This is a genomic window from Neisseria animalis, assembly GCF_900636515.1.
GTDB lineage: Bacteria > Pseudomonadota > Gammaproteobacteria > Burkholderiales > Neisseriaceae > Neisseria > Neisseria animalis.
In genome coordinates, this window is the sequence record NZ_LR134287.1 from 2,106,480 (window position 1) to 2,128,532 (window position 22,053).

The following is a 22,053-nucleotide window of genomic DNA, read 5'->3' on the forward strand; positions in this document are numbered from 1 at the left end:
ACCTGAATTTGCGCGCCGGGCAGCCCGACATCCTTAGGATAACGGCCCCGTCTGCCCTGTTGTACGACCGGCTTTTCAATAATAAAGAACAAAACAACGCCATATTCCTGATTCTTGATTACTGCCTGCCGCATAAGCGGTTATTTTCCGCGCTCGACCATAACCGTATTGTGTGCTGCCGGAGGTTTCAGCTTCTGCTTTTCCGCTGCAACCTTAATCAGCTTGTGGTTGGCCAGACGCGCCTGCTCCAGCTTCAAGCGGGAAAAATCTTCCTCCAGCTTGATTTCCTGCTTTTGCGCCTTATCCAACTCAATAAAATGCTGGCGGGACTGATTTTGCACCGTAACCACAAAAAAGCCCGATACAAATGCAGCCAGCAATAAGATAATGTTTAATTTAGTCATCTTGTTGTTTTTCAGACGGCCTTATCGCCTGCCAAAGCCGTCTGCCTGCTTATTCTGCTGCAAACTCGCCGCCCGTACGCTCCGCAACCCTCAACACCGCACTCCGCGCCCGCGGATTCGCGGCAATTTCCGTGCTGCTCGGCTTGACGGCCTTACCAACCAATGCTAACGGCGGTTGAGGCAAATCGGTCTCTTTAACAGCCGCCCAGCGCGGCAGCGGCGCATGTTGGGAATGCTTCTTCATAAACTGCTTGACGATGCGGTCTTCCAAAGAATGAAACGCAATCACCACCAAACGCCCCCCTTGCTTCAAACGGCGCGCCACCTGCGGCAATACTGCCTCTACCTCTTCGAGCTCACGGTTAATAAAGATGCGAACTGCTTGGAAGGTACGTGTCGCCGGATCTTGGCCGCGCTCGCGAGTACGGACGTTTTGCGCCACGAGCTGCGCCAGCTTGCGGGTTGTATCAATGGGCTGTTCTTGCCGTTGCGCCACAATGGCGCGCGCAATCTGGCGACTAAACCGCTCTTCACCATAATTCTTGATTACCTCGTGTAATTCCTGCTCGCCGGCAACGGCAATCCATTCGGCTGCCGACATTCCGCGCGTGGGATCCATACGCATATCCAGCGGCGCATCAAAACGGAAACTGAATCCGCGCCCGCCTTCGTCAATCTGCGGCGAAGAAATACCCAAATCAAACAATGCACCGTCGATTTCACCGATACCCAGACTATCCAAAGCCGTCTGAAAAGTAGCGAAACCGTCATGCACCACACTCACGCGCTTATCACGGGCAGCCAATTCCTGCGCCACCGCAACAGCCTGCGGATCTTTGTCGAACACCACCAAACGCCCCTGCGCGCCCAAACGCGACAGAATCAGACGGGAATGCCCTCCCCTTCCGAACGTACCGTCAACGTACACGCCGTCTGCTTTGAGTGCCAACGCATCAACGCCCTCATTCAGCAAAACGGTGATATGTTGGTAAGTTTCGTTCGTGCTCACAGCTGCAAATCCGTTTGGCTTAATTGGAACGCCAGCTCGTCGGCATCGGCATCGAGTGCCTGATTCATCTCATGCTCCCAATGTTCGCGACCCCACAGCTCCATGCGGTTTGCCCGCCCCACCAGCGTTACTTCTTTTTCAAAATCGACACGGCGGCGCAGGTTTGCAGGCAGCAGCACGCGCCCGGCACTGTCCCACTCCAGCGTATCGGCATTGTGCAGCAACAGATTCTGATAGCGCTGCAACATTGGATTGCCCGCCGTTTTCAATGCCAAAAGCTGCTGGGACACCCGCTCCCACTCGGCTTCGGGATACATCAGTATCTTTTGGCGCGAATCCAGCGTCACCACGACAGCAGGCGTATAACGGCGCAGCAAAAGCTCGCGGAATTTGGCAGGAATCGCCAACCGACCTTTGCTGTCTATACTCAATTCATGAGAACCGCCAAACACACCGTACCCTTTAAACAATCGTGGAAACAAAAATCCGATTTGATATGAAATTCGGAGCAGCAGATGACACTTTCACCCACTTTACCCCACTATCCGACACTATAAAAAATTTTACTTATTCGGTCAAATCATGCCGTCTGAAAAACCGACAACCAAACCTTGAAAAATGTTCTTTAAATACAATGATATAAACAATTAACCCTACAATACGCAAGGATTAAAAATCCAATATCCCACACTTCAAATACCATATCTTGTATTTAAACTACAAAAAACATACCAGATATTGTGTTCAAGCCACTTATCCGGCAGCCATTCCGTTCACGTTATAATATGCGGGAAAATCCTTAATTTTTACATTATCTAACAGTCATGAAACCCCAAATCCCCACACCTTCCGACGATGCGCTGGCCACAAGCCGTGCGCTAAAACAGCTCATCGCTGCCGAAATCGAACGCACAGGCCAGCCGATGGCTTTTTCCCGTTTCATGGAGTTGGCACTGTACGCCCCCAAATACGGCTACTACACCGGCGGCAGCAGCAAAATCGGAGCGCACGGGGATTTCATTACCGCCCCTACCCTATCGCCGCTGTTTGGCAAAACTTTGGCCAAACAGCTTGCCGCACTGCTGCCGCAAACCGCCGGAAGCCTTTACGAGTTTGGTGCCGGAACGGGCGACTTGGCCGCCGTTTTGCTGGAACAGCTTGCAGACGGCCTTCACCATTACTACATCATCGAAGTATCGCCCGAACTTGCCGCCCGCCAGCGCGAACAAATCGCCAAACGGGTTTCGCCCGAACTCGCGCAAAAAGTGGTGCATTTGCCCACCCTTCCCGATGCGTTTGACGGCATCATCATCGGCAACGAGGTTTTAGATGCCATGCCGGTCGAGCTGGTTTGCCGCCAAAACGGTTCGTTTTCCCGAATATGCGTCGGCCTGCAAAACGGAGAATTCATCCAAACATCAGAACTGCTTACCGACCCAAACCTGCTGCACGGCGCGGCACAATATTTCCCCGAAACCGAGCCTTACACCAGCGAACTGCACCCTGCCCAATACGCCCTCCTCCGCACAATCGCTGAGCGTTTGACACGCGGCGCGGCAATCCTGATCGATTACGGCTTCGATGCTGCCCAGTATTACCACCCGCAGCGCAACAGCGGCACGCTGATCGGCCATTACCGCCACCACACCGTACACGATCCCTTTTTCCACGTCGGGCTGACCGACTTAACCGCCCACATCAACTTTACCGACATTGCCCAAGCCGGTACCGACGGCGGTTTGGACTTAATCGGCTACACCACCCAAGCCCATTTCCTGCTCAACCTCGGCATTACCGACTGTCTGGCACAAAGCGGCGCCGCCGGCTCCGCAGCGTATTTGCGCGAAGCTGCCGCGGTACAGCAACTCATCAACCAACACGAAATGGGCGAGTTGTTTAAAGTCATCGCTTTCGGGCGCGGCATCGACATCGATTGGCAGGGCTTTGCTTTTGGCGATATGTGCCACAAACTGTAAAAAAGGCCGTCTGCAAAATCCGCCCTATCCGTTTTGCAGACGGCCTTTTGCCGTTTAGTTAATATTTTTTCTATTTAAAATCAAAATATAAACAGATTAACTGCAAATAACCCTTGCCATCTGTTCAAAAAAACATATAATAGCGACTTCACGAAACGGCGAATTAGCTCAGTCGGTTAGAGCAGAGGAATCATAATCCTTGTGTCCGGGGTTCGAGTCCCTGATTCGCCACCAAGGGGGTATAGCTCAGTTGGTAGAGCGCTTGCATGGCATGCAAGAGGTCAGCGGTTCGATCCCGCTTACCTCCACCAAGATTCAAAAAAGTCCTTACTTCGGTAAGGACTTTTTGTTTTATCCGCTTTTCCTCATGATGGCCGAAATGCCGTATTTGCAGACGGCCTCTGCACCTGAAAATAATCATTTCATACATCATGATACCGCGTTACTGCACTTGCTCGCCGCCTGCGGTTTTGCTGCGGTGTTTCGCTTTGCCCTATCCGACTGTATAACGGAACGGCATAAACAAAAAAGCCGACAGCAGCAAACATCTTGCCGACGGCCGATACCGTTATGCTCCGAGTTTGTTCCGCTCCCCGCCGCTTTTCGTGGCAACCGCCCTAAAGCCGTCTCAAACCCGATAACGGCAAACTTTGTTACAATACCGTTTTTCTTATAGACAGGTTATCCGATGACCGAATCCCGTTCCGGCACACTGCGCCAAATTTTTTCGCGCCGTATGCTGATCTGCATTTTCACCGGCTTTACTTCCGGTCTGCCGCTGTATTTCCTCATCAACCTGATTCCCGCATGGCTGCGCAGCGAACACATTGATTTGAAAACCATCGGCCTGTTTGCCCTGATTGGTTTGCCGTTTACTTGGAAATTCGTCTGGTCGCCGCTGATGGATGCGGTGCGCCTACCCCTGCTCGGCCGCCGGCGCGGTTGGATGCTGGTAACGCAAGTCTGCCTGCTGGCTTCCTTGGCCGCCTATGCCTTTCTGAATCCGCACCGGCATATGGCCGTGATTATGGCTTTATCCTTTGTGGTCGCCTTTTTCTCCGCCAGCCAAGACATCGTACTGGACGCATTCCGCCGCGAAATCCTACCCGACAACGAACTGGGTTTGGGCAACGCCATCCACGTCAACGCCTACCGCATTGCCGCGCTCGTACCCGGTTCGCTGAGTCTGGTTTTGGCAGACATCATGCCTTGGCAGAATGTTTTCGTGATTACCGCGCTGTTTATGATTCCCGGCCTACTGATGACGCTTTTTTTGGCACGCGAACCGGAATTGCCGCCGCAGGCTCCGCGTACCTTGCAGCAAACCATCGTCGAGCCGTTTCAAGAATTTTTCACCCGCAAAGGCGTGCGGCAGGCACTGATGGTGCTGGCGTTTATCTTCTTCTACAAACTCGGCGACAGCATGGCCACCGCGCTGGCCACACCGTTTTATCTTGACATGGGCTTCAGCAAAACCGACATCGGTCTGATTGCCAAAAACGCCGGATTATGGCCGGCAGTGGTTTTCGGCATCATCGGCGGCATCTGGATGCTGAAGCTGGGCATCAACAAAGCCTTATGGCTCTTCGGCGTGGTTCAGTGGGTAACGATTTTGGGCTTTGTCTGGCTGGCAAGCTACCAGCATTTTGATACCATCGGCATGAACGAACGCATTATGCTGGCGGTTGTTATCGGTGCAGAGGCAGTCGGTGTCGGTTTGGGCACGGCAGCTTTCGTGGCGTATATGGCGCGGGAAACCAATCCTGCCTTTACCGCCACGCAGTTGGCTCTGTTTACCAGTCTCTCCGCTGTGCCGCGCACGTTTATCAACGCCACGACCGGCTACTTGATCGAATGGCTGGGTTATGTCGATTTCTTCTGGCTGTGTTTCATACTCGCCGCCCCCGGAATGCTGCTGCTGTTCAAAGTCGCGCCGTGGCACGGTGAAAAGCAGAATACAACTCAAACCGCCGTTTAAGAGATATAGTCATTTAAAATAAGAATGATACAGCGTTGCTTTGCCTTGCCGTACTATGTGTACTGTCTGCGGCTTCGCTGCCTTGTCTCATTCTTATTTTATTCGACTATATTTGCTTGATAAGCTGCACAAAAGCCGTCTGCAAATCCTGACATATGGATTTGCAGACGGCTTTATCATTGCATCGTTATCAAACACGGAACAATACGGCGTTGCCGTAACTTGCTCCAAGAAAACCTGACCCCACCAATCCGCCAGCCGCCCCGCTTTCTACTGTTGCAGCTTTGTTGTTTTGTTTCACCCCGGATTATCCGACTCTATCCGTCATGCTCAACGGCAATGTCCATGCCGCCGAACAGCAAAACTTACAACAAATTTTTATGCAAAACGGCAACAGGATTTGTTGCTGCCCTGCCGCGTTTATTCAATGCCCAAGCGTTCCATACGGTAACGCATGGAGCGGAAACTGATGCCCAACAGCTTGGCTGCCTGTGTGCGGTTATAGCGCGTTTGTTGCAATATTTGGCGGATAATATCGCGCTCCACCTCGTCCAAATAATCCTGTATCTGCATGGTACGCGGATCAAAAGCCTGCAAACAGCCTGCCGAAGCCACGCTTTCTGCCGTACAAACCAACGACGGCCGCTCTGCGGTTTCCGATTCCGACTGTCGGTCTGCAGAATGTGCAGACGGCATTTGGATTTGCAAATCGTCCAACTGAATCACATCTCCCACCGCCAAAGCAACGGCGCGTTCCAAAATATTTTCCAGCTCGCGGAAATTGCCCGGATAGCTGTAATGCCGCAACGCGTCCTGCGCTTTCGGGCTAAGCGTATAACGGCGGTTCTTACAATGTTTATGCAGCAGGTAGGTAATCAACGCGTCCATGTCTTCGCGCATTTCGCGCAACGGCGGCATTTGGACGGACACGACATTCAAGCGGTAATACAGGTCTTGACGGAATGCGCCGCTTTCCACCAAGGCTTCAAGATTTTTATGGGTGGCGCAGATAATCCGCACATCGACAGCGGTTTCCTGTGCATCACCAATACGGCGGACGGCTTTTTCCTGAATGGCGCGCAACAATTTAACCTGCATGGCCAGCGGCAAATCGGCCACTTCGTCCAAAAACAGCGTGCCGCCGTCTGCATATTGGAAAAAACCGCTGCGGTCTTGATCGGCTCCGGTAAAGCTGCCTTTTTTATAACCGAAAAACTCGCTTTCCATCAGATTTTCGGGAATCGCACCGCAGTTGACGGCAACAAACGGCTTGCCTGCGCGTTCGGACAGCTCGTGTATGGTTCGCGCCGCCTGCTCTTTGCCCGTACCCGATTCGCCTGCGATATAAACGGGAACATTGCTGCCTGCCAAACGCCGGATTAAATGGCGGGCTTCCACCATCTGCGGAGAACCGCCCAACAATCTGGGCATATCCGCTTCTCCGCCGACTTGCGGCTTGCCGGCAATGCTTTCCGGTTCGGACGGCACATCGTTTTTTTCCTGAACCATGCCGTCTGCAAACAACGGCATGGTATTCTGCGGCGGCGTTTCTGCTGCGGGTTGAGGTGCAGACGGCTCTGCCGGCGCGCGCGGCGGTGCGGTTTCGTTGTTTTCATTAACGCTGATGGCAGATTTGACCAGCGAGCGCAGTTGGGAAAGGGTTATCGGTTTTTGCAGGTAGTCGAACGCGCCGGCTTTCAAAGCTTCTACTGCCTGATCGGCATTGCCGAACGCGGTAATCACGGCAATCGGCGTATCCAGCATCAATTCGTTCAAATACTGCACGACTTCCAAGCCCGAACCGTCGGGCATACGCATATCGGTCAGCACCAGCGAATAACGGTTGCCTGCCAGCTTACTTTTGGCTTCTTCTACGCCGACGGCCGTATCGACTTGCAAACCCATTTTCATCAGGGTCATTTCCATCAGGTCGCGGATATCCGCTTCGTCGTCTACCACCAATACCGGCTGTTGCAATCTACTCATTACTCTCTTTCGGCAAAATCAGTTCAAATCCGTTCATTTCCGGGCGGTACTGCAACTGCCCGAAATTGGCATGTGCCAGCTCCAGCGCCACATACAGCCCCAAACCCGTTCCGCTTTTTTTGTCTGTGGTAAAAAAAGGATCGAAAAGACGGCTGCGGTTTTCCACCGGCACGCCTTGTCCGTTGTCCGATACCACGATGGAAATATGCGAATAGCCGCTCGGGCGCATCAGCACCGTTACCGCATTCTCATCTTGACGGCTGTGCTTCCAAGCATTGTTGCACAAGTTCCACATGATTTGCTGCAAATGCATAACATCGGCAACGGCGGTCAAATTGTTGCCGTCCATTCTCATGTGGATACAGCCGACGGCTTGCGGATTGTTCAGGACAAACTCCTGCTTGAAGGATAACCAGAACTTCATCAGGTTGACCGCCTCCCTTTTGAAGCCGTCCCGCTTGTTCATCATCGACACTTCTTCCAGCATTTTATCGATACGGCGGATATTGCTGTCGATGATGCCGTACAGTTTACACTTCACCCCGTCTTCTTCGCCCTCTTGCAGCAAATCGCTGGCATGGCGTATGGCAGACATCGGATTGCGGATTTCATGCGCCAGATTGGACGTAAGCTGCCCCAACGAGGCCAGCTTGGTGGACATTGCTTCAGCCGCCACTTCGCGCAATGAGCGGATATACAGAATCAGAAATTCGCCCTCTTCCTGAATCAGCGGCACGGCGCGCACGTGCATAACCTGCTGGGCAACACGGATATCGGTTTCAAACGACTTTTCGGGAAACACATGCCACCGCTGTACCAGCTCCGAAAACGCCGTTTCATGAAAGCCGACCATCATGGCCGGAAAATATACTTTTGCTTTGCGGTTGAAAAACCAGACCTGCTGCGCCGCATCAATAACCACCACAGCTTCCTGCACACTGTTGATGACCATGCGGTTGACCCCGCTCAACTGGTTTACCGCCTGCTGGCTGTGTTCGGCAGACTCATTGGCTTCCTTCAAATGTCCGGTCACAAAAGAAATTAAAAACGCCACCAAATAGGCCGCACCAATCAGTATCACCGCCCGCAATACCTGATCGGTATACCATTCGAGCGGATTGAAGCGGATACCCTCCCCCAAAAGCAGGTTGAACACAATCAGCATGGCGGTATAGCTGGCATACAGCATGGGATAACGCCCGTAACTGAGCAGGCAGGAAGTGGCCACAAACGGCAACACCAAAATCCCCAAACCCGTTTCCAAGCCGCCGACCACATATACCAACAGCATCATCATGCTGATGTCGACAGCGGCACTGGCATTAGGCAGATCCAAACTCTGCAACTGCCAGTCGGGGCGAAAAATTGTCAGGAAAATCAAAAAAGTGTAGAGCAAGACCCAGCTGTAAAACTCAACACTGGGAAAATTGAAATTGTCGGGATTGAGTGCAGAGTCGGTGGAAAGCAGTTGGAAAATCAGCAGCGGCAGCACAATGGCGATACGGGCGATATTGACCAAGCCCGGAATTTTGCCGCGCTGCGCCTCCCAACTTTGTTGTCTGAACGAATATCCGCCCATGATTTCCGCCTCCGAAACGAGCTACATATGCCGTCTGCATTTTCAGACAGCCGCTATATACCGCACCGCAGATTGGTTAAAAATATAGTCATTTAAAATAAGAATGATACAGCGTTGCTTTGCCTTGCCGTACTATGTGTACTGTCTGCGGCTTCGCTGCCTTGTCTCATTCTTATTTTATTCGACTATACATCAACAATAATGACATCATATACAAAAAAACACCCTGCCACCGCAAGCGCATCAAACAACTTTTGCCGGCCGTGTACCACCACAGGCTTGTTCTCCGTTTGCTTTATCCTAACGCACTGCCCGCCCGAAACAGGCCGTCTGCAAATTCGACAGGTTGTGCAGTAATGGGATTTTGCAGACGGCCTTGCATGATGAAAAAACATCTGTTGTATTGCTGCAACCTGATTCATGCTGCCTGCATGACGCGCAAGCCGGTGCGTGCGGTACGGCTCGAAACTTATCCTCTGATTAAAAGGCCGTCTGAAAAGTTCAGACGGCCTTTTCTTCTGCCATATTATACTTGAATGTATTACCTTTGGTGATGGCGATACGGTTTGTCGTCAGTCAAACAAGCCTTTCAAACGGCCGGACAACTCCAAAGCCTTACCCTTGCGCCCGCGCTTGCCTTCGATATCGATGATTTCCACCGTATTCTTGTGTGCCGCACCGCGTTTGCCCACGCTTTCCAGCGTGATGGTCGGCTCGGTAGTCGTGCTGACGCTGATCATGTCTTCGCCCTCTGCCAAGCTGATAAACTGCAAGCCGCGCCCTTTTGCCATCACTTTCAACTCGTTCAACGTAAACGCCAAGGCACGGTTCTCGCCGGTAACCGCCACGACTTTGCAGTCGGGGTTGATGAGGGAGGAGACATAAACATTCACAGGCGGCAGTACGGTTTCGCTTTCGTCCAAAGCCATCACAACCTTGCCTGCTTTGATGCGGCTGACCATGTCGCCGAGTTTGGCGATGAAACCGTAGCCTCCGCTGTTGCTCAGCAGATAGTGCCGGTCGGGCAGGCCGGTCATCATGGCCACCACATGCGCGCCGTTTTGCAATTCGATTAAGGACGAAACCGGCACGCCGTCGCCTCTGCCGCCCGGAATTTCTGCCGCATCGAGGGTGTAGGTGCGGCCTTTGGAATCGAGCACCACCACCGGCCACACGGTGCGCCCTTCCAATACCTGCTTCAGGCCGTCGCCTTCTTTAAATGTGGTTTGCCCCAAGTCCAAATTATGGCCGACACGGCTGCGGATCCAGCCTTTGTTCGACAAAATCAGCGTAACCGGCTCGTCGGCGGTGGTTTGCGTGAGGGAGGCGCGGTCGGCTTCTTCCACCAGCGTGCGGCGTTCGTCGCCAAACTGCTTCATATCGGCAGTCATTTCTTTGATAATCAGCTTTTTCTTTTCACCCTCGTCCGACAGTAAAGTATTCAGACGACCTTGCTCTTCCTGAAGTTCGGCCAGTTCTTTTTCCAGCTTGAAGCCTTCCAGCCGCGCCAGTTGGCGCAGGCGGATTTCCAGAATGTCTTCGGCTTGGATTTCGCTCAGGCCGAACGCCGCCATCAGGTCGGCTTTCGGCTCGTCGCTTTCGCGGATGACGCGGATTACTTCGTCGATGTGCAGAAAGGCTTTCAGACGGCCTTCCAAGATATGCAGGCGTTTTTCCACTTGGGAGAGGCGGAATTGCAGACGGCGGGTAACGGTGGTCACGCGGAAATCCAGCCATTCCTGCAAAATGGTTTTCAGGTTTTTCTGCGCGGGGCGGTTGTCCAAACCCATCATCACCAAGTTCACCGAAACATTGCCTTCCAGCGAGGTTTGCGCCATCAGCGTGTTCATAAACGCTTCCGGCTCGATGCGGCTGGATTTCGGCTCGAATACGAGACGCACGGGGTGTTCGCCGTCACTTTCGTCGCGTACTTTTTCAATTAAATCCAACATCAGTTTTTTGGTGTTGAGCTGGTCTTGGTTGAGCTGTTTTTTGCCCGCTTTCGGCTTAGGATTGGTTTGCTCTTCGATTTCGGCCAGAATTTTTTGCGCGCTGGTGTTCGGTGGCAGCTCGGTAACAATCACGCGCCATTGGCCGCGTGCCAGTTTTTCGGTTTCATAACGCGCCCGAACGCGCACGCTGCCCTTGCCGCTTTCGTACATCTGGCGCAAGTCGTCGGACGGGGTGATGATTTGGCCGCCGCCGGCAAAATCCGGAGCGGGAATGTAGGCCAGCAAATCGGCGGTTTCCAAATTGGGCTTTTTCAGCAGCGCAATGGCGGCTTGGGTGACTTCGGTGAGGTTGTGCGGCGGAATTTCCGTCGCCATGCCCACGGCAATGCCCGATGCGCCGTTGAGCAGCACCATCGGCAACCGCGCGGGCAACGCAACCGGCTCTTCAAACGCGCCGTCGTAGTTCGGTACAAAATCCACCGTGCCCTGATTGATTTCGGATAACAGCAGCTCCGCAATCGGCGTTAAGCGTGCCTCGGTATAACGCATCGCCGCCGCGCCGTCGCCGTCCCTCGAGCCGAAGTTGCCGATGCCGTCGATTAAGGGATAACGCAGCGTGAAATCCTGCGCCATGCGCACCATTGCCTCATAGGCCGAACTGTCGCCGTGCGGATGGTATTTGCCCAAAATTTCGCCGACCACGCGCGCCGACTTCACCGGTTTGGCACCCGCCGTCAAACCCATATCGCGCATGGCGTACAGAATCCGCCGCTGCACCGGCTTCTGGCCGTCTGAAACTTCGGGCAGGGCGCGGCCTTTGACCACGCTCATGGCGTATTCGAGATAGGCGCGTTCGGCATATTGGCCGAGCAGCAGGTAATCTTCGCCGATGGCGGCGGGAGCGGGAGTAGCGGGAATATCGTTCATGTAAGGCGGGAAATACAAATAAAAAAGAATGGGGCATATTGTAAAGCAAAACAGGGGATTTCGCTCAACTTGCGGCGTTCTCGCTATCGCCTGACCACACGGAAGCAAACGAGGTAGTAACACCCAAAACCAGACAGGGTGGCCGATTTTCTGCTTAGGCCGTTCGGCTGCTCCATCTTTGTGCAGGGCGCAGGCAAGGCCGTATGATGCCGTATCAAACAACCATAAAATCCAAAGGCCGTCTGCAAATGTCCGCACCCAAATTGGGTATGCAAACATTTTGCAGACGGCCTTGAAGGTTTGAAACAATCCGGTTTCGCTTATCCTTCAAACTTTTTGAACACCAAAGTACCGTTGGTGCCGCCGAAGCCGAAAGAATTGGAAATGGCGACATCGATTTTCACGTCGCGCGCTTCGTTGGCGCAGTAGTCCAAATCGCAACCGGCTTCAATGTCTTGCTCGAAGATGTTGATAGTTGGCGGTGATTTTTGGTTGTGAACCGCCAATACGCTATATACAGCTTCCACGCCGCCGGCCGCACCCAGCAGGTGTCCGGTCATGGATTTGGTGGAGTTGACCACTACATTTGCAGCATGCTCGCCCAAAGCGCGTTTTAATGCTTTGGTTTCGTTGGCATCGCCTAGCGGTGTGGACGTGCCGTGTGCATTGACATAATCCACATCGGCCGCGTTCAATCCGGCATCTTTCAGGGCGCGGGTTACTGCCAGTGCCGGCCCTTCTTCGTTTGGCGCGGTAATGTGGTAAGCATCGGAACTCATGCCGAAGCCGACCAGCTCGGCGTAAATTTTCGCCCCGCGTTTTTTGGCGTGTTCCAACTCTTCCAACACCAGCACGCCCGCGCCTTCGCCGATAACGAAGCCGTCGCGGTCTTTGTCCCACGGACGGGAAGCGGTAGCCGGATCGTCGTTGCGTGTGGAAAGTGCCTTCATGGCGGCGAAACCGCCCACGCTCAACATATTAATCGTACCTTCCGCACCGCCGGCAACCATCACGTCGGCATCGCCGTATTTAATCAGACGGGCCGCATCACCGATGGAGTGTGCGCCGGTGGTACACGCGGAAACCATACCGTAGGAAGGGCCGCGATAGCCTTTGAGAATGGTGACATGGCCGGCAATCAGGTTAATCAGCGAGCCGGGAATGAAAAACGGGTTGATTTTGCGCGATCCGCCTTCTTGTACCGCAATGCCAGTGGCTTCAATGCTGGGCATACCGCCGATACCGGAGCCGATGTTCACGCCGACTCGGTCTTTATCCAAATCGGGCGTATCGTCCAAACCGGCATCGGAAATGGCCTGCAGGGCAGCAGCCAAGCCGTAGTGGATAAACACATCCATGCGGCGGGCTTCTTTGGCGCTGATGTATTGACCGATGTCAAAACCGCGTACTTCGCCTGCGATTTGGCTGTTGATTTCAGATGCGTCAAAGCGGGTAATTAAACCGATGCCGCTTTTGCCTGCGAGCAGGTTGCTCCATGCTTCGGCGACGTCGTTGCCGACCGGTGATACTTGGCCAAGACCTGTAATGACTACTCTTCTCTGACTCATGATAATCTCGCTAGTAGATGGGACAATGTCTCAATCGGACAATGCCGTCTGAATATTCCGACCCTGCCCTGTTGGGCATACTGTCGGAAAACAAACCGAATGGCGGCAAAAAGCAACACAGCCGTCTGAAAATCTGCCGCGACCAAATAAGGTAAAAGCCTCTGTTTGCTTATGATGCAGCAGAGGCTGATATACTTTACCGTTTACCGCTGAAAATTAGCCGTTGTGGGCGTTGATGTAATCGATAGCCAGTTGTACGGTAGTGATTTTTTCGGCATCTTCATCAGGGATTTCGCAACCGAATGCTTCTTCCAAAGCCATTACCAGCTCAACGGTATCCAAAGAATCCGCGCCCAAGTCGTCTTGGAAAGAGGACTCGTTTTTCACTTCGGCTTCATCTACGCCCAGTTGTTCAGCAACAATTTTTTTAACTTGTTGTTCGATGTTTGACATGTCAGTCGTTCCTTATATGCCTTACGGCGGGTTTAGAAAAAGGTAATCGGTGCTATTTTACCGAATCGGATTAGAGTTTTCCATCTAAAAATGTGTTTTTTGCACATCCGCACGGCAACTCCCGTTACTCGGCATATTAGCACAGGGCGATTTTATCCCACAAGCAGCTTTTTGTTTTTATTTATTATCAGATACTTGCATAGCAAAAATCAGAAACATTCGCTGTTTTGCAGACGGCCTTGCACGTCTTTTCCACTGCACAAACTCCCTTTCCGGCCCGCTCTTCGGTTAAAATACACACAAAATCCTCAAGGAAACATCATGGAAGCCACCGTCTATCTGGAAGACAACGAATACATCGCCTTGTGCGACCTGCTGAAACTTGCCGGCCTTGCCGAAAGCGGCGGTCAGGCGAAAGCCTTTATTGCCGAAGGTTTGGTTTTCCGCAACGGTGAGGTTGAGACACGAAAAACCGCTAAAATCCGCGGCGGCGAAGTGATTGAATTTGACGGTGCACGCTTGGACATTGCCGATGGATACGACCCTGAAGAATAAAGCGGAAACCCTGTTGGGCGAAACGCTGCTGGACGAACCCGTCCGCCCCGAAAGTTGGGAATGCTGCGGCAGCGACTGCGGCGATGCCTGTATCCAAACCATCTATTGGGACGAAAAAGCCCGTTACGATGCCCAGCAAAAACGCCTGCAGGCTTTACTGCCGTCTGCAGACGACGCATAAGACTGCCCGCGCAGTCCGGCAGATACATTGCCGCCTTGCCGAAGCCGTCTGCAAATTGCCGCATGAAAGGCAGATTTTGCAGACGGCCTTTCTGCCCAAACAGCCGCCTTGCGCCGTTTTCACCCCTCAAACTTCATTCCGCTGCCAAACGGTTTTCTGTGCAAACACCTGTTTATTGTCGGTAAACTTCACGCTTTCCAACACCAACGCCCACACATCGCTTTTCATGGCGCGGGCAACAGGGTGCGCTTGGTAAAACAGCGCACACGCGGTTTTTCGCTCCGCTTCATCTTCAATGATTTCCGCCCGCGCCTGAAATTGGATACCGCGGATTTGCGCCAAGCTCTTCGGCTGCCCCGCCACCGTCCCGGCAATACGCGGATTGGCCGACATCAGCACCCCATGGCGCGTGGTGCGCGAAGTCAGCACAATCAGCCTTCCCGCCTGCAAATCCGGCACATAAAAACAACACGCGCTCCAAATATCGCCCTCATGCGCCGCCGCCAAGCTGACCACATGATTTTGGCGGAAAAACGCAGCGATATGATCAGGTATCGGATTCATCACCACTCCCCTTCGGCAAAACCGTTATTTTACGCCCGATTTCGCCCGAGCCGCCCCATTGCCGTTGTTTTTCTCATTTTCAACGCGCTTTCCGGCAAAAGAAAATACGGTAAAATATAGTCGAATAAAATAAGAATGAGACAAGGCAGCGAAGCCGCAGACAGTACACATAGTACGGCAAGGCAAAGCAACGCTGTATCATTCTTATTTTAAATGACTATAACTTCAAACCCATTACCGCACACGCCGACCATGAAACGCCCTGCCCCACAGCACCGCAACCGCGGCTTCAGCCTGATTCAGCTTCTGGCGGCAACCGCCGTCTTAGCCGTTCTTGCCGCTACCGCCCTGCCCGCTTACGACCGCCATATCCGCGACAGCCGTTTGCGCGAGGCACAAGCCGCCCTGCTGGAAAATACCCAATATTTGGAAAAATACTATCTGCAAAACGGCCGCATCCGCAGAAATACAGCCAACTGGCCGGATCTGCCGCTGACACAGACCGACACATTCTGCATCCGCTTCAGCAGTCAGGCGCGCGGACAAACCGAAAACCGCGAAGGCAAATTCACCCTCAAAGCCGTCGCCTTCGACAAAAACCGCGAACCGCGCGTATTGAAAATCAACGAATCTCTGACCACCCTTATCTGCCAAAGTTCCGACAGCCGCTGCGACGACGGGCTGCCCCACTTCCCCGGCAATTCGGACAATGATAAAGAATGCACGGTCTTCCAGCATTAATCCGCCCATCGCAAAGGCCGTCTGCAAAACGAAATGTGCAGACGGCCTTTTATACTCGGATAACAAAAAATAAAACAAAACAGTACAACCGCCCACCATACGGACAGTACAGACGGCAGACGTACCGCTCCCGAACTCGGCCAGTTCCTCTCTTTGAAGAAAACACCGTATCAGGCAATATTTAATAACCGTTGTCTGCCACAAGCAGACAGAGCAAAGCGTGCAACAGCCCTTTTTCAACAGCCTGCATCAACACCGCGCCGACATTTGAAAACGGCAATATCAATCCAGCGACCGCAAACAGGAAACCAAATCTACCGTATCGCGCCGATTTTATCCTGCACAGCCGCCTGCCTGCCCGAACAAAAATAAAACCGCTTTGGCATATAATCCAAAGCGGTTTTGTAATATGGTCGGAATGAGAGGATTCGAACCTCCGACCCCTTCGTCCCGAACGAAGTGCGCTACCGGGCTGCGCTACATTCCGAATAAGCGAGTATTATAAACCCTGTTTTCCCCGTTTGGCAAGCTGTTTGCACACAAAAGCCGTCTGCAAATGCCAACACCGCCCAACGCTCAACCGCACCGGCACAGCCGCTGCCAATACAGCTTTGCAACAAAGCAACATGGCGAAGTCGTGCGGCAGCCGTTTTCGGCGGTATGCTCACCATATCGTGATGGGAAAAAATGAAACGTTTGTCGGGTAAGTTTGTCGGATAAAGCAAACCGATGGCGGCAAGGACTTTGCGCTTGACGAGTTATTTTGGGGCGTCTGAAGAGCGGTCGACCAAGCATTCAAGACAAAACTGCACGGCATAAAGGGCTTTCTGGTAAGTGGCGTTATCGGTAAAGGTCAGATAGCTACGCATCATGCGTGGGCTAATGCCGATAAGTTCGGCAACTTCACGCCGGGTTAAGCCAGTTTTTTCAATCAGATCACGCAAATAATCGGGGTTTAGATTGTAACGGGTTTGGGCGTTTGGTTTCATCAAGCCTTCCAAAAAGCCCCGCATGGGTGCTTGGCGTTGTTTAAAAATCCACGGCACAAATATAGCGAAGGCGGCAGCAATTTCGGCAATTTCGGCAAAAACCACAATCGCCAAAGATAATATCCGGTTTCCTTGCGTGCCCATATTTGGAAACCGCAAACCTATTTCCAAGTCAGCGCCAAATCATAAAGTGCTTTCTTACTTTCGCCGGTAATTTTCGCCGCCAAATCCGCCGCCTGTTTGGTCGGCAGCTCGGCCGCCAGAACCTTCATCACCTGCTGCGCTTCTTCGGGCAGTCCGCTGTGCTTTTCCTTACGGGCGGGGTGGAGGATGAGCACCATTTCCCCGCGCGTTTGGTTGCTGTCGTTTTGCAAGGCCGTCTGTACTTCGGCCACGCTGCCGCTTAAAAAAGTTTCAAACGTCTTGCTGATTTCGCGTGCCAACACAATTTCGCGATCGGGAAAACGCGCCGCCATCTCCGCAAGCGATGCCTCGATACGGTGCGGCGTTTCAAACATCACAACCGGATAATCCGCCTCTTCCCATTTTTCAAACAATTTTTGGCGTTCGCCCGATTTCGGCGGCAGAAAACCGTTGAAATAAAAGTCCGGTTCGGCCACGCCCGCCACGCTCAACGCACCCATTACCGCACTCGCTCCCACAACCGGCACCACTTTAAATCCCGCTTCGCGCACGCGTGCGGCAAGTTTCGCCCCCGGATCGCACACGGCCGGCGTACCCGCATCGGACACCTGCGCCACCATCAGGCCGTCTGCAAGATAAGCGGTGATTTTGTCGGCCATCTGCTGCTCGTTGTGTTCGCGCACGCTCACCAGCTTGGCCTGTATGCCGTAGGCACTCAGAAGCTGCGCGGTCACGCGCGTATCTTCGGCGCACACGATGTCGGCACTTTCCAACACCGCCAACGCGCGCAGGGTAATGTCGGCCAAATTGCCGATGGGTGTGGCGACAACGTATAATGTTTGCGGTGCAAGGCTGTCGCAGGCTTTTTGATAGTGTTTCTGTATCATGGGTTTGAGGCCGTCTGAAAAAATAGAAAATCATTATACACGGGAAAAAATATGCGTTTGAACCACAAACAGGGCGAAGCGGGGGAAAATGCGGCGTTATCGTTTTTGGAATCGCAAGGCTGCAAACTGCTGGCACGCAACTGGCATTGCACCTACGGTGAAATCGACCTGATTGTCAAAACCGGCGGTATGATTTTGTTTGTTGAAGTAAAATACCGCAAAAATAGCGGTTTCGGCGGAGCCGCATACAGCATTTCCCCGTCCAAATTATTGAAATTGCAACGAAGTGTAGAGTATTATCTGCAACAACACGGCCTGAGCAACGCACCGTGCCGCTTGGACGCGGTGCTGATTCAGGGAAACAGTACCCCGGTTTGGGTGCAAAACATCACAGGTTGATTAAATCCATGACCACATTGCAAGCGCGGGCAGCCGCGCATTTCGAAGAGAGCATCAAGGCCAAGCAACAGGCGGCGGAAGTGCTGGCCGAGCCTACCGCACAGGCCGCACAACTGATGCTGGAATGCCTGATGAACGACGGCAAAATCCTCATCTGCGGCAACGGCGGTTCGGCTGCCGACGCGCAACATTTCGCCGCCGAAATGACCGGCCGTTTTGAGAAAGAACGCATGGAACTGGCGGCGGTCGCACTGACCACCGACACCTCCGCCCTCACCGCCATCGGCAACGACTACGGTTTCGAGCACATTTTCAGCAAACAGGTCCGCGCACTCGGCCGCGCCGGCGACATATTGGTCGGCATCTCCACCTCCGGCAATTCCGGCAACGTCATCGAAGCCGTCAAAGCGGCACACGAACGCGATATGCACGTTGTCGCCCTGACCGGCCGCGACGGCGGCAAAATCGCCGCGATGCTGAAAGACAGCGACGTGCTGTTGAACGTCCCCCACCCGCGCACCGCCCGCATTCAGGAAATCCATATCCTGCTGATACACGCCCTGTGCGACTGTATCGATTCCACACTGCTGGAAGGTTTCTGACCCTCTCTTTTGCAGACGGCCTTTCCAAACAGCAAAAGCCGTCTGCAATCTTGTTTTCACCCTCCGGAAGGACTGTTATGAAAATCAAGCAATATGCCAAACCCCTTCTCACCGCCGCCGTATTGTCCCTGACCCTCAGCGGCTGCGTCAGCGCACTCATCGGCGGAGCCGCCGCCGGTACCAAATCCGCCATCGACCGGCGCACCACCGGCGCACAGGCCGACGACAACGTCATGGCATTGCGTGTAGAAACCACCGCGCTGTCCTACCTGAAACAAAACAATCAAATCACAGGATACACGCCGAAAATCAACGTTGTCAGCTACAACCGCCGTCTGCTGTTGCTCGGCCAGGTTGCCAGCGAAGGCGAAAAACAATTTGTCGAACAAGTTGCCCGTTCCCAACAGGCAGCCGAGGGCGTTTACAACTACATTACCGTAGCCACCTCCGCCCGTTCGTTCGGCAACATCAGTGCCGACACATGGAGCACGTCCAAAGTGCGCGCCTCGCTGTTGGGCATCAACCCCGCCACCCAAGCGCGTACCAAAATCGTTACCTACGACAACGTAACCTATGTAATGGGCATTCTGACACCCGAGGAACAAGCCGCCGTTACACATAAAGTCAGCACCACCCTCGGTGTACAGAAAGTCGTTACCCTGTACCAAAACTACACCGCCCAATAACCGAAACGCACCAGCCGTTGAACACCGCCGCCAAAGCGCCGCAGCGGAAGTTTGACGGCTGCTGCACCAAACCGCCCGTATCTGCCATTTTACAGACGGCATACCGGCTGCCGAACCCCACGGATACCGTTTTATGTCCCAATCTTTCCGCCTCAAACCCAAACACCTGATTACCCTGACACTCGGCATCTGCCTGATAGCCGTCATCGCCCTGATTGTCGGTATTTTCAACACCTTCAAACCCCGCAGCGAAGCGCGCACGGCTCAAGAACCGACCCGCTCCCCCGAACCGAACCGCGTAGAAGTTTGGAAACCCGAAGGCTCGACCCGTCAAGGCACCATCGTACTCAACCCCGAAAGCGGCCAGTCCCGACCGGCAACCCGACCCGCAGCCGCCCCGGCAAATTCAGAGCGCACGGAATCTGCCGAACCCGCTCCAAGCTGCACCCAACCGCGCCCGCAACCCCGCCGGCCGGTTGAAAACAGCGATAACGATACGGCATACGAACCGCCTGCCCGCACCGCTCCGGCACGCGAACCCAAACCCGAACCCCGTGCCGAACGCCCCGTACCCCCGAAACCACAAGCCGACAGCAAACCCGCTGCCGCACCGCAGCCCAAACAAGCTGCCCAACCCAAACCCCAGCAACACAAAGAAGTCATTGACAACTTATTTTAACCCTCCCCCTTTTCAGACGGCCGAAGCCGTCTGAAAACCACAAGGAAACCCATGGACACAGTCATCATCAAAACCCCCGAAGAAATCGAAAAAATGCGCGAACTCGGCCGTCTTGCCGCCGAAGCACTCGACTACATCGGACAATTCGTCAAACCCGGAGTAACCACCAACGAGCTGGACAAACTCATCTACGACTACCATACCGAAGTACAAGGTGGCTACCCCGCACCACTCCACTACGGCAATCCGCCCTACCCCAAATCCTGCTGCACATCCGTCAACCACGTTATCTGCCACGGCATTCCCGATGATAAACCGCTCAAAGAAGGCGACATCATCAACATCGACGTAACCATCAAAAAAGACGGATTTCACGGCGATTCCAGCCGAATGTTTGCCGTCGGCAAAATCAGCCCCATTGCCCAACGCCTGATTGACGTGACCCACGCCTCCATGATGGCGGGTATCGAAGCCGTCAAACCCGGCGCAACCCTCGGCGACATCGGCCACGCCTGCCAAACCGTTGCCGAAAACGCCGGCTATTCGGTTGTGCAGGAATTTTGCGGACACGGCATCGGCCGCGGCTTCCACGAAGCACCTCAAGTCGTTCACTACGGCAAAAAAGGTCAAGGCATGGTCTTAAAACCCGGCATGATTTTCACCATCGAGCCGATGATCAACCAAGGCAAACGCCACTTGCGGATTTTGGCAGACGGCTGGACAGTCGTTACCAAAGACCGCTCCCTCTCCGCTCAATGGGAACACGAAGTTCTCGTTACCGAAACCGGCTACGAAATCCTAACCGTCAGCCCCGCTACCGGTAAGCCTTGATTTCAATATAAAAAACATTGAAGGCCGTCTGCAAAACGGTTGGACCGGTCTTACCCGCCAAACCGTTTTGCAGACGGCCTTCAATAACATCTTGGCACTTGACACACCGCCATTCCAACTCCTTAGCGGCTTCAAGATTCTGACCGCTGTCTGAATTTGCCTGCCTTGCACATCTGCCCGAACCCGTTTCCCACTTCCCCCGCTTCTATGAGTCTGCCTTATCCGGCTGACTTACCCCATGCACCTTGCAGGCATCTCATCATTAATCCTTCTGATTTCCATTTTGATAAATTTTGTTTCACTGTGTAAAAATTCGCCTAGCACCCTTGCATAATTAACATCAAACCATTGAAAAACTTTAATTATTGAAATTTTTATACCCACACAGACAATCCGGAAATACCGTAAAAATACGGCAAACCGGCCGCATTTATCCTATACTTAAAGAAAAATGCCCGATACCAATATCCGTTACCCCTACTCCGTTTTCGGGCCGGCACGGTGAAACAGAATAAGTCGCATAAGAGCCGAAACGAGCCGCATATTGCTTCATTTTGTTTCACCCGCAAACATGATGTGTATGTTTGCCCAACAGAAGGAATATTTCATGAAATCTTTTGACAAAATAGACAATATCCGCGAAATCCGTAAAAAACTGGGACTGAACCAAATCGATTTTTGGAACAAAATCGGTGTTACCCAATCCGGAGGTTCCCGCTACGAATCCGGCCGCAATATGCCCAAACCCGTTCGCGAACTGCTGCGTTTGGTACACATCGAACAGGTCGACTTGGCAAAAGTCAGCCGCGATGATTTGGCCGTTGCCGCCTTATTGAAAGAGCGCAATCCCGAGTTGTACGCCGAGCTGAAAAAAGAGGCCAAAAGCGGGAAAAAATAATCTCATGCCGTCTGCAAATCGGTTTTCACGGTTCGTTTGCAGACGGCATTTCCATATTCTCCATA

At 53.2% G+C, this 22,053-nt stretch carries 22 protein-coding genes and 3 tRNA genes; 13 read left to right on the forward strand and 12 right to left on the reverse strand.

The genetic code is table 11. The features are described 5' to 3' along the window. Positions 1 to 140 precede the first annotated feature (140 nt). Genes ftsL through mraZ form a run of 3 tightly spaced genes read right to left on the reverse strand, consistent with a single transcriptional unit; the run spans position 141 to position 1,865 of the window. Positions 141 to 404, reverse strand: coding sequence for a cell division protein FtsL (ftsL, locus tag EL111_RS09775; protein WP_123795109.1), 264 nt, complete (start codon positions 402 to 404; stop codon positions 141 to 143). Between the two features lie 49 nt (positions 405 to 453). Then, complete coding sequence (rsmH, locus tag EL111_RS09780) at positions 454 to 1,413, reverse strand: 16S rRNA (cytosine(1402)-N(4))-methyltransferase RsmH (protein WP_123795110.1); 960 nt, start codon at positions 1,411 to 1,413, stop codon at positions 454 to 456. Further along, entirely contained in the window at positions 1,410 to 1,865 is a 456-nt protein-coding gene (gene mraZ, locus EL111_RS09785) for a division/cell wall cluster transcriptional repressor MraZ (protein ID WP_123795156.1), read from the reverse strand. Before mraZ ends, rsmH begins: the two co-directional genes overlap by 4 nt. A gap of 372 nt (positions 1,866 to 2,237) precedes the next feature. Between mraZ and EL111_RS09790 the strand changes: the two genes are divergently transcribed. The 4 genes from EL111_RS09790 to EL111_RS09805 all read left to right on the forward strand — a co-directional run bounded on the left by EL111_RS09790 (position 2,238) and on the right by EL111_RS09805 (position 5,367). After that, a complete protein-coding gene (locus EL111_RS09790; RefSeq protein ID WP_123795111.1) occupies positions 2,238 to 3,389 on the forward strand; it encodes a class I SAM-dependent methyltransferase in 1,152 nt (383 codons plus the stop codon). A gap of 157 nt (positions 3,390 to 3,546) precedes the next feature. Beyond that, positions 3,547 to 3,623 (forward strand) — tRNA-Met (locus EL111_RS09795). 1 nt (position 3,624) lies between these two features. Next, a tRNA-Ala gene (locus EL111_RS09800) sits at positions 3,625 to 3,700 on the forward strand. A gap of 377 nt (positions 3,701 to 4,077) precedes the next feature. Next, positions 4,078 to 5,367, forward strand: coding sequence for an AmpG family muropeptide MFS transporter (locus EL111_RS09805; RefSeq protein ID WP_123795112.1), 1,290 nt, complete (start codon positions 4,078 to 4,080; stop codon positions 5,365 to 5,367). Positions 5,368 to 5,787: 420 nt separating this feature from the next. Here the strand turns inward: EL111_RS09805 and EL111_RS09815 are convergent, their stop codons facing one another. From EL111_RS09815 to acpP, 5 genes are all read right to left on the reverse strand, one after another. After that, positions 5,788 to 7,353, reverse strand: coding sequence for a sigma-54-dependent transcriptional regulator (locus tag EL111_RS09815; RefSeq protein ID WP_123795113.1), 1,566 nt, complete (start codon positions 7,351 to 7,353; stop codon positions 5,788 to 5,790). Beyond that, a complete protein-coding gene (locus EL111_RS09820) occupies positions 7,346 to 8,932 on the reverse strand; it encodes an ATP-binding protein (protein WP_123795114.1) in 1,587 nt (528 codons plus the stop codon). The genes EL111_RS09815 and EL111_RS09820 overlap by 8 nt, the downstream gene beginning before the upstream one ends. 572 nt (positions 8,933 to 9,504) lie before the next feature. Next, entirely contained in the window at positions 9,505 to 11,811 is a 2,307-nt protein-coding gene (gene parC, locus EL111_RS09825; RefSeq protein ID WP_123795115.1) for a DNA topoisomerase IV subunit A, read from the reverse strand. Between the two features lie 320 nt (positions 11,812 to 12,131). Continuing rightward, positions 12,132 to 13,379, reverse strand: coding sequence for a beta-ketoacyl-ACP synthase II (fabF, locus tag EL111_RS09830; protein ID WP_123795116.1), 1,248 nt, complete (start codon positions 13,377 to 13,379; stop codon positions 12,132 to 12,134). Positions 13,380 to 13,595: 216 nt separating this feature from the next. Beyond that, the gene (acpP, locus tag EL111_RS09835) at positions 13,596 to 13,832 is read right to left on the reverse strand and encodes an acyl carrier protein (RefSeq protein ID WP_123795117.1); all 237 of its coding nucleotides are present in this window, start codon (positions 13,830 to 13,832) and stop codon (positions 13,596 to 13,598) included. A 321-nt stretch (positions 13,833 to 14,153) separates the two neighbouring features. On the opposite strand from acpP, the gene EL111_RS09840 reads away from it, so the two are divergent. Further along, the gene (locus tag EL111_RS09840) at positions 14,154 to 14,387 is read left to right on the forward strand and encodes an RNA-binding S4 domain-containing protein (RefSeq protein ID WP_197717756.1); all 234 of its coding nucleotides are present in this window, start codon (positions 14,154 to 14,156) and stop codon (positions 14,385 to 14,387) included. After that, complete coding sequence (locus tag EL111_RS09845) at positions 14,365 to 14,568, forward strand: oxidoreductase-like domain-containing protein (protein ID WP_123795118.1); 204 nt, start codon at positions 14,365 to 14,367, stop codon at positions 14,566 to 14,568. The genes EL111_RS09840 and EL111_RS09845 overlap by 23 nt, the downstream gene beginning before the upstream one ends. Positions 14,569 to 14,694: 126 nt before the next feature. On the opposite strand, the gene EL111_RS09850 is transcribed toward EL111_RS09845, so the two are convergent. Continuing rightward, positions 14,695 to 15,132, reverse strand: a complete 438-nt coding sequence (locus EL111_RS09850) for a pyridoxamine 5'-phosphate oxidase family protein (RefSeq protein WP_123795119.1) — start codon at positions 15,130 to 15,132, stop codon at positions 14,695 to 14,697. A 252-nt stretch (positions 15,133 to 15,384) separates the two neighbouring features. Here EL111_RS09850 and EL111_RS09855 point away from each other — a divergent pair, with 252 nt between their 5' ends. Continuing rightward, complete coding sequence (locus EL111_RS09855; RefSeq protein ID WP_162842965.1) at positions 15,385 to 15,873, forward strand: type IV pilin protein; 489 nt, start codon at positions 15,385 to 15,387, stop codon at positions 15,871 to 15,873. Between the two features lie 410 nt (positions 15,874 to 16,283). Here EL111_RS09855 and EL111_RS09860 read toward each other — a convergent pair. The 3 genes from EL111_RS09860 to rsmI all read right to left on the reverse strand — a co-directional run bounded on the left by EL111_RS09860 (position 16,284) and on the right by rsmI (position 17,893). After that, a tRNA-Pro gene (locus EL111_RS09860) sits at positions 16,284 to 16,360 on the reverse strand. Between the two features lie 271 nt (positions 16,361 to 16,631). Next, positions 16,632 to 17,033 (reverse strand): helix-turn-helix domain-containing protein, encoded by a 402-nt coding sequence (locus EL111_RS09865; protein WP_126325857.1) that lies wholly within the window; start codon positions 17,031 to 17,033, stop codon positions 16,632 to 16,634. After that, positions 17,024 to 17,893 carry a 16S rRNA (cytidine(1402)-2'-O)-methyltransferase gene (gene rsmI, locus EL111_RS09870; protein WP_123795122.1) on the reverse strand — a complete coding sequence of 290 codons (870 nt, stop codon included), beginning with the start codon at positions 17,891 to 17,893 and terminating at the stop codon, positions 17,024 to 17,026. The genes EL111_RS09865 and rsmI overlap by 10 nt, the downstream gene beginning before the upstream one ends. A 51-nt stretch (positions 17,894 to 17,944) precedes the next feature. On the opposite strand from rsmI, the gene EL111_RS09875 reads away from it, so the two are divergent. The 6 genes from EL111_RS09875 (at position 17,945) to EL111_RS09900 (ending at position 21,988) form a co-directional block, all read left to right on the forward strand. Then, complete coding sequence (locus EL111_RS09875; protein WP_123795123.1) at positions 17,945 to 18,292, forward strand: YraN family protein; 348 nt, start codon at positions 17,945 to 17,947, stop codon at positions 18,290 to 18,292. A gap of 8 nt (positions 18,293 to 18,300) precedes the next feature. Further along, positions 18,301 to 18,894, forward strand: coding sequence for a phosphoheptose isomerase (locus EL111_RS09880; protein WP_123795124.1), 594 nt, complete (start codon positions 18,301 to 18,303; stop codon positions 18,892 to 18,894). Positions 18,895 to 18,971: 77 nt separating this feature from the next. Next, positions 18,972 to 19,580: a BON domain-containing protein gene (locus EL111_RS09885; RefSeq protein WP_123795125.1), complete on the forward strand. Its 609-nt coding sequence runs from the start codon at positions 18,972 to 18,974 to the stop codon at positions 19,578 to 19,580. A gap of 133 nt (positions 19,581 to 19,713) precedes the next feature. Beyond that, a complete protein-coding gene (locus EL111_RS09890; protein WP_123795126.1) occupies positions 19,714 to 20,259 on the forward strand; it encodes a hypothetical protein in 546 nt (181 codons plus the stop codon). Positions 20,260 to 20,310: 51 nt separating this feature from the next. Beyond that, positions 20,311 to 21,090: a type I methionyl aminopeptidase gene (gene map, locus EL111_RS09895; RefSeq protein WP_123795127.1), complete on the forward strand. Its 780-nt coding sequence runs from the start codon at positions 20,311 to 20,313 to the stop codon at positions 21,088 to 21,090. Between the two features lie 607 nt (positions 21,091 to 21,697). After that, positions 21,698 to 21,988: a helix-turn-helix domain-containing protein gene (locus EL111_RS09900; protein ID WP_123795128.1), complete on the forward strand. Its 291-nt coding sequence runs from the start codon at positions 21,698 to 21,700 to the stop codon at positions 21,986 to 21,988. The last annotated feature ends 65 nt before the right edge of the window (positions 21,989 to 22,053 follow it).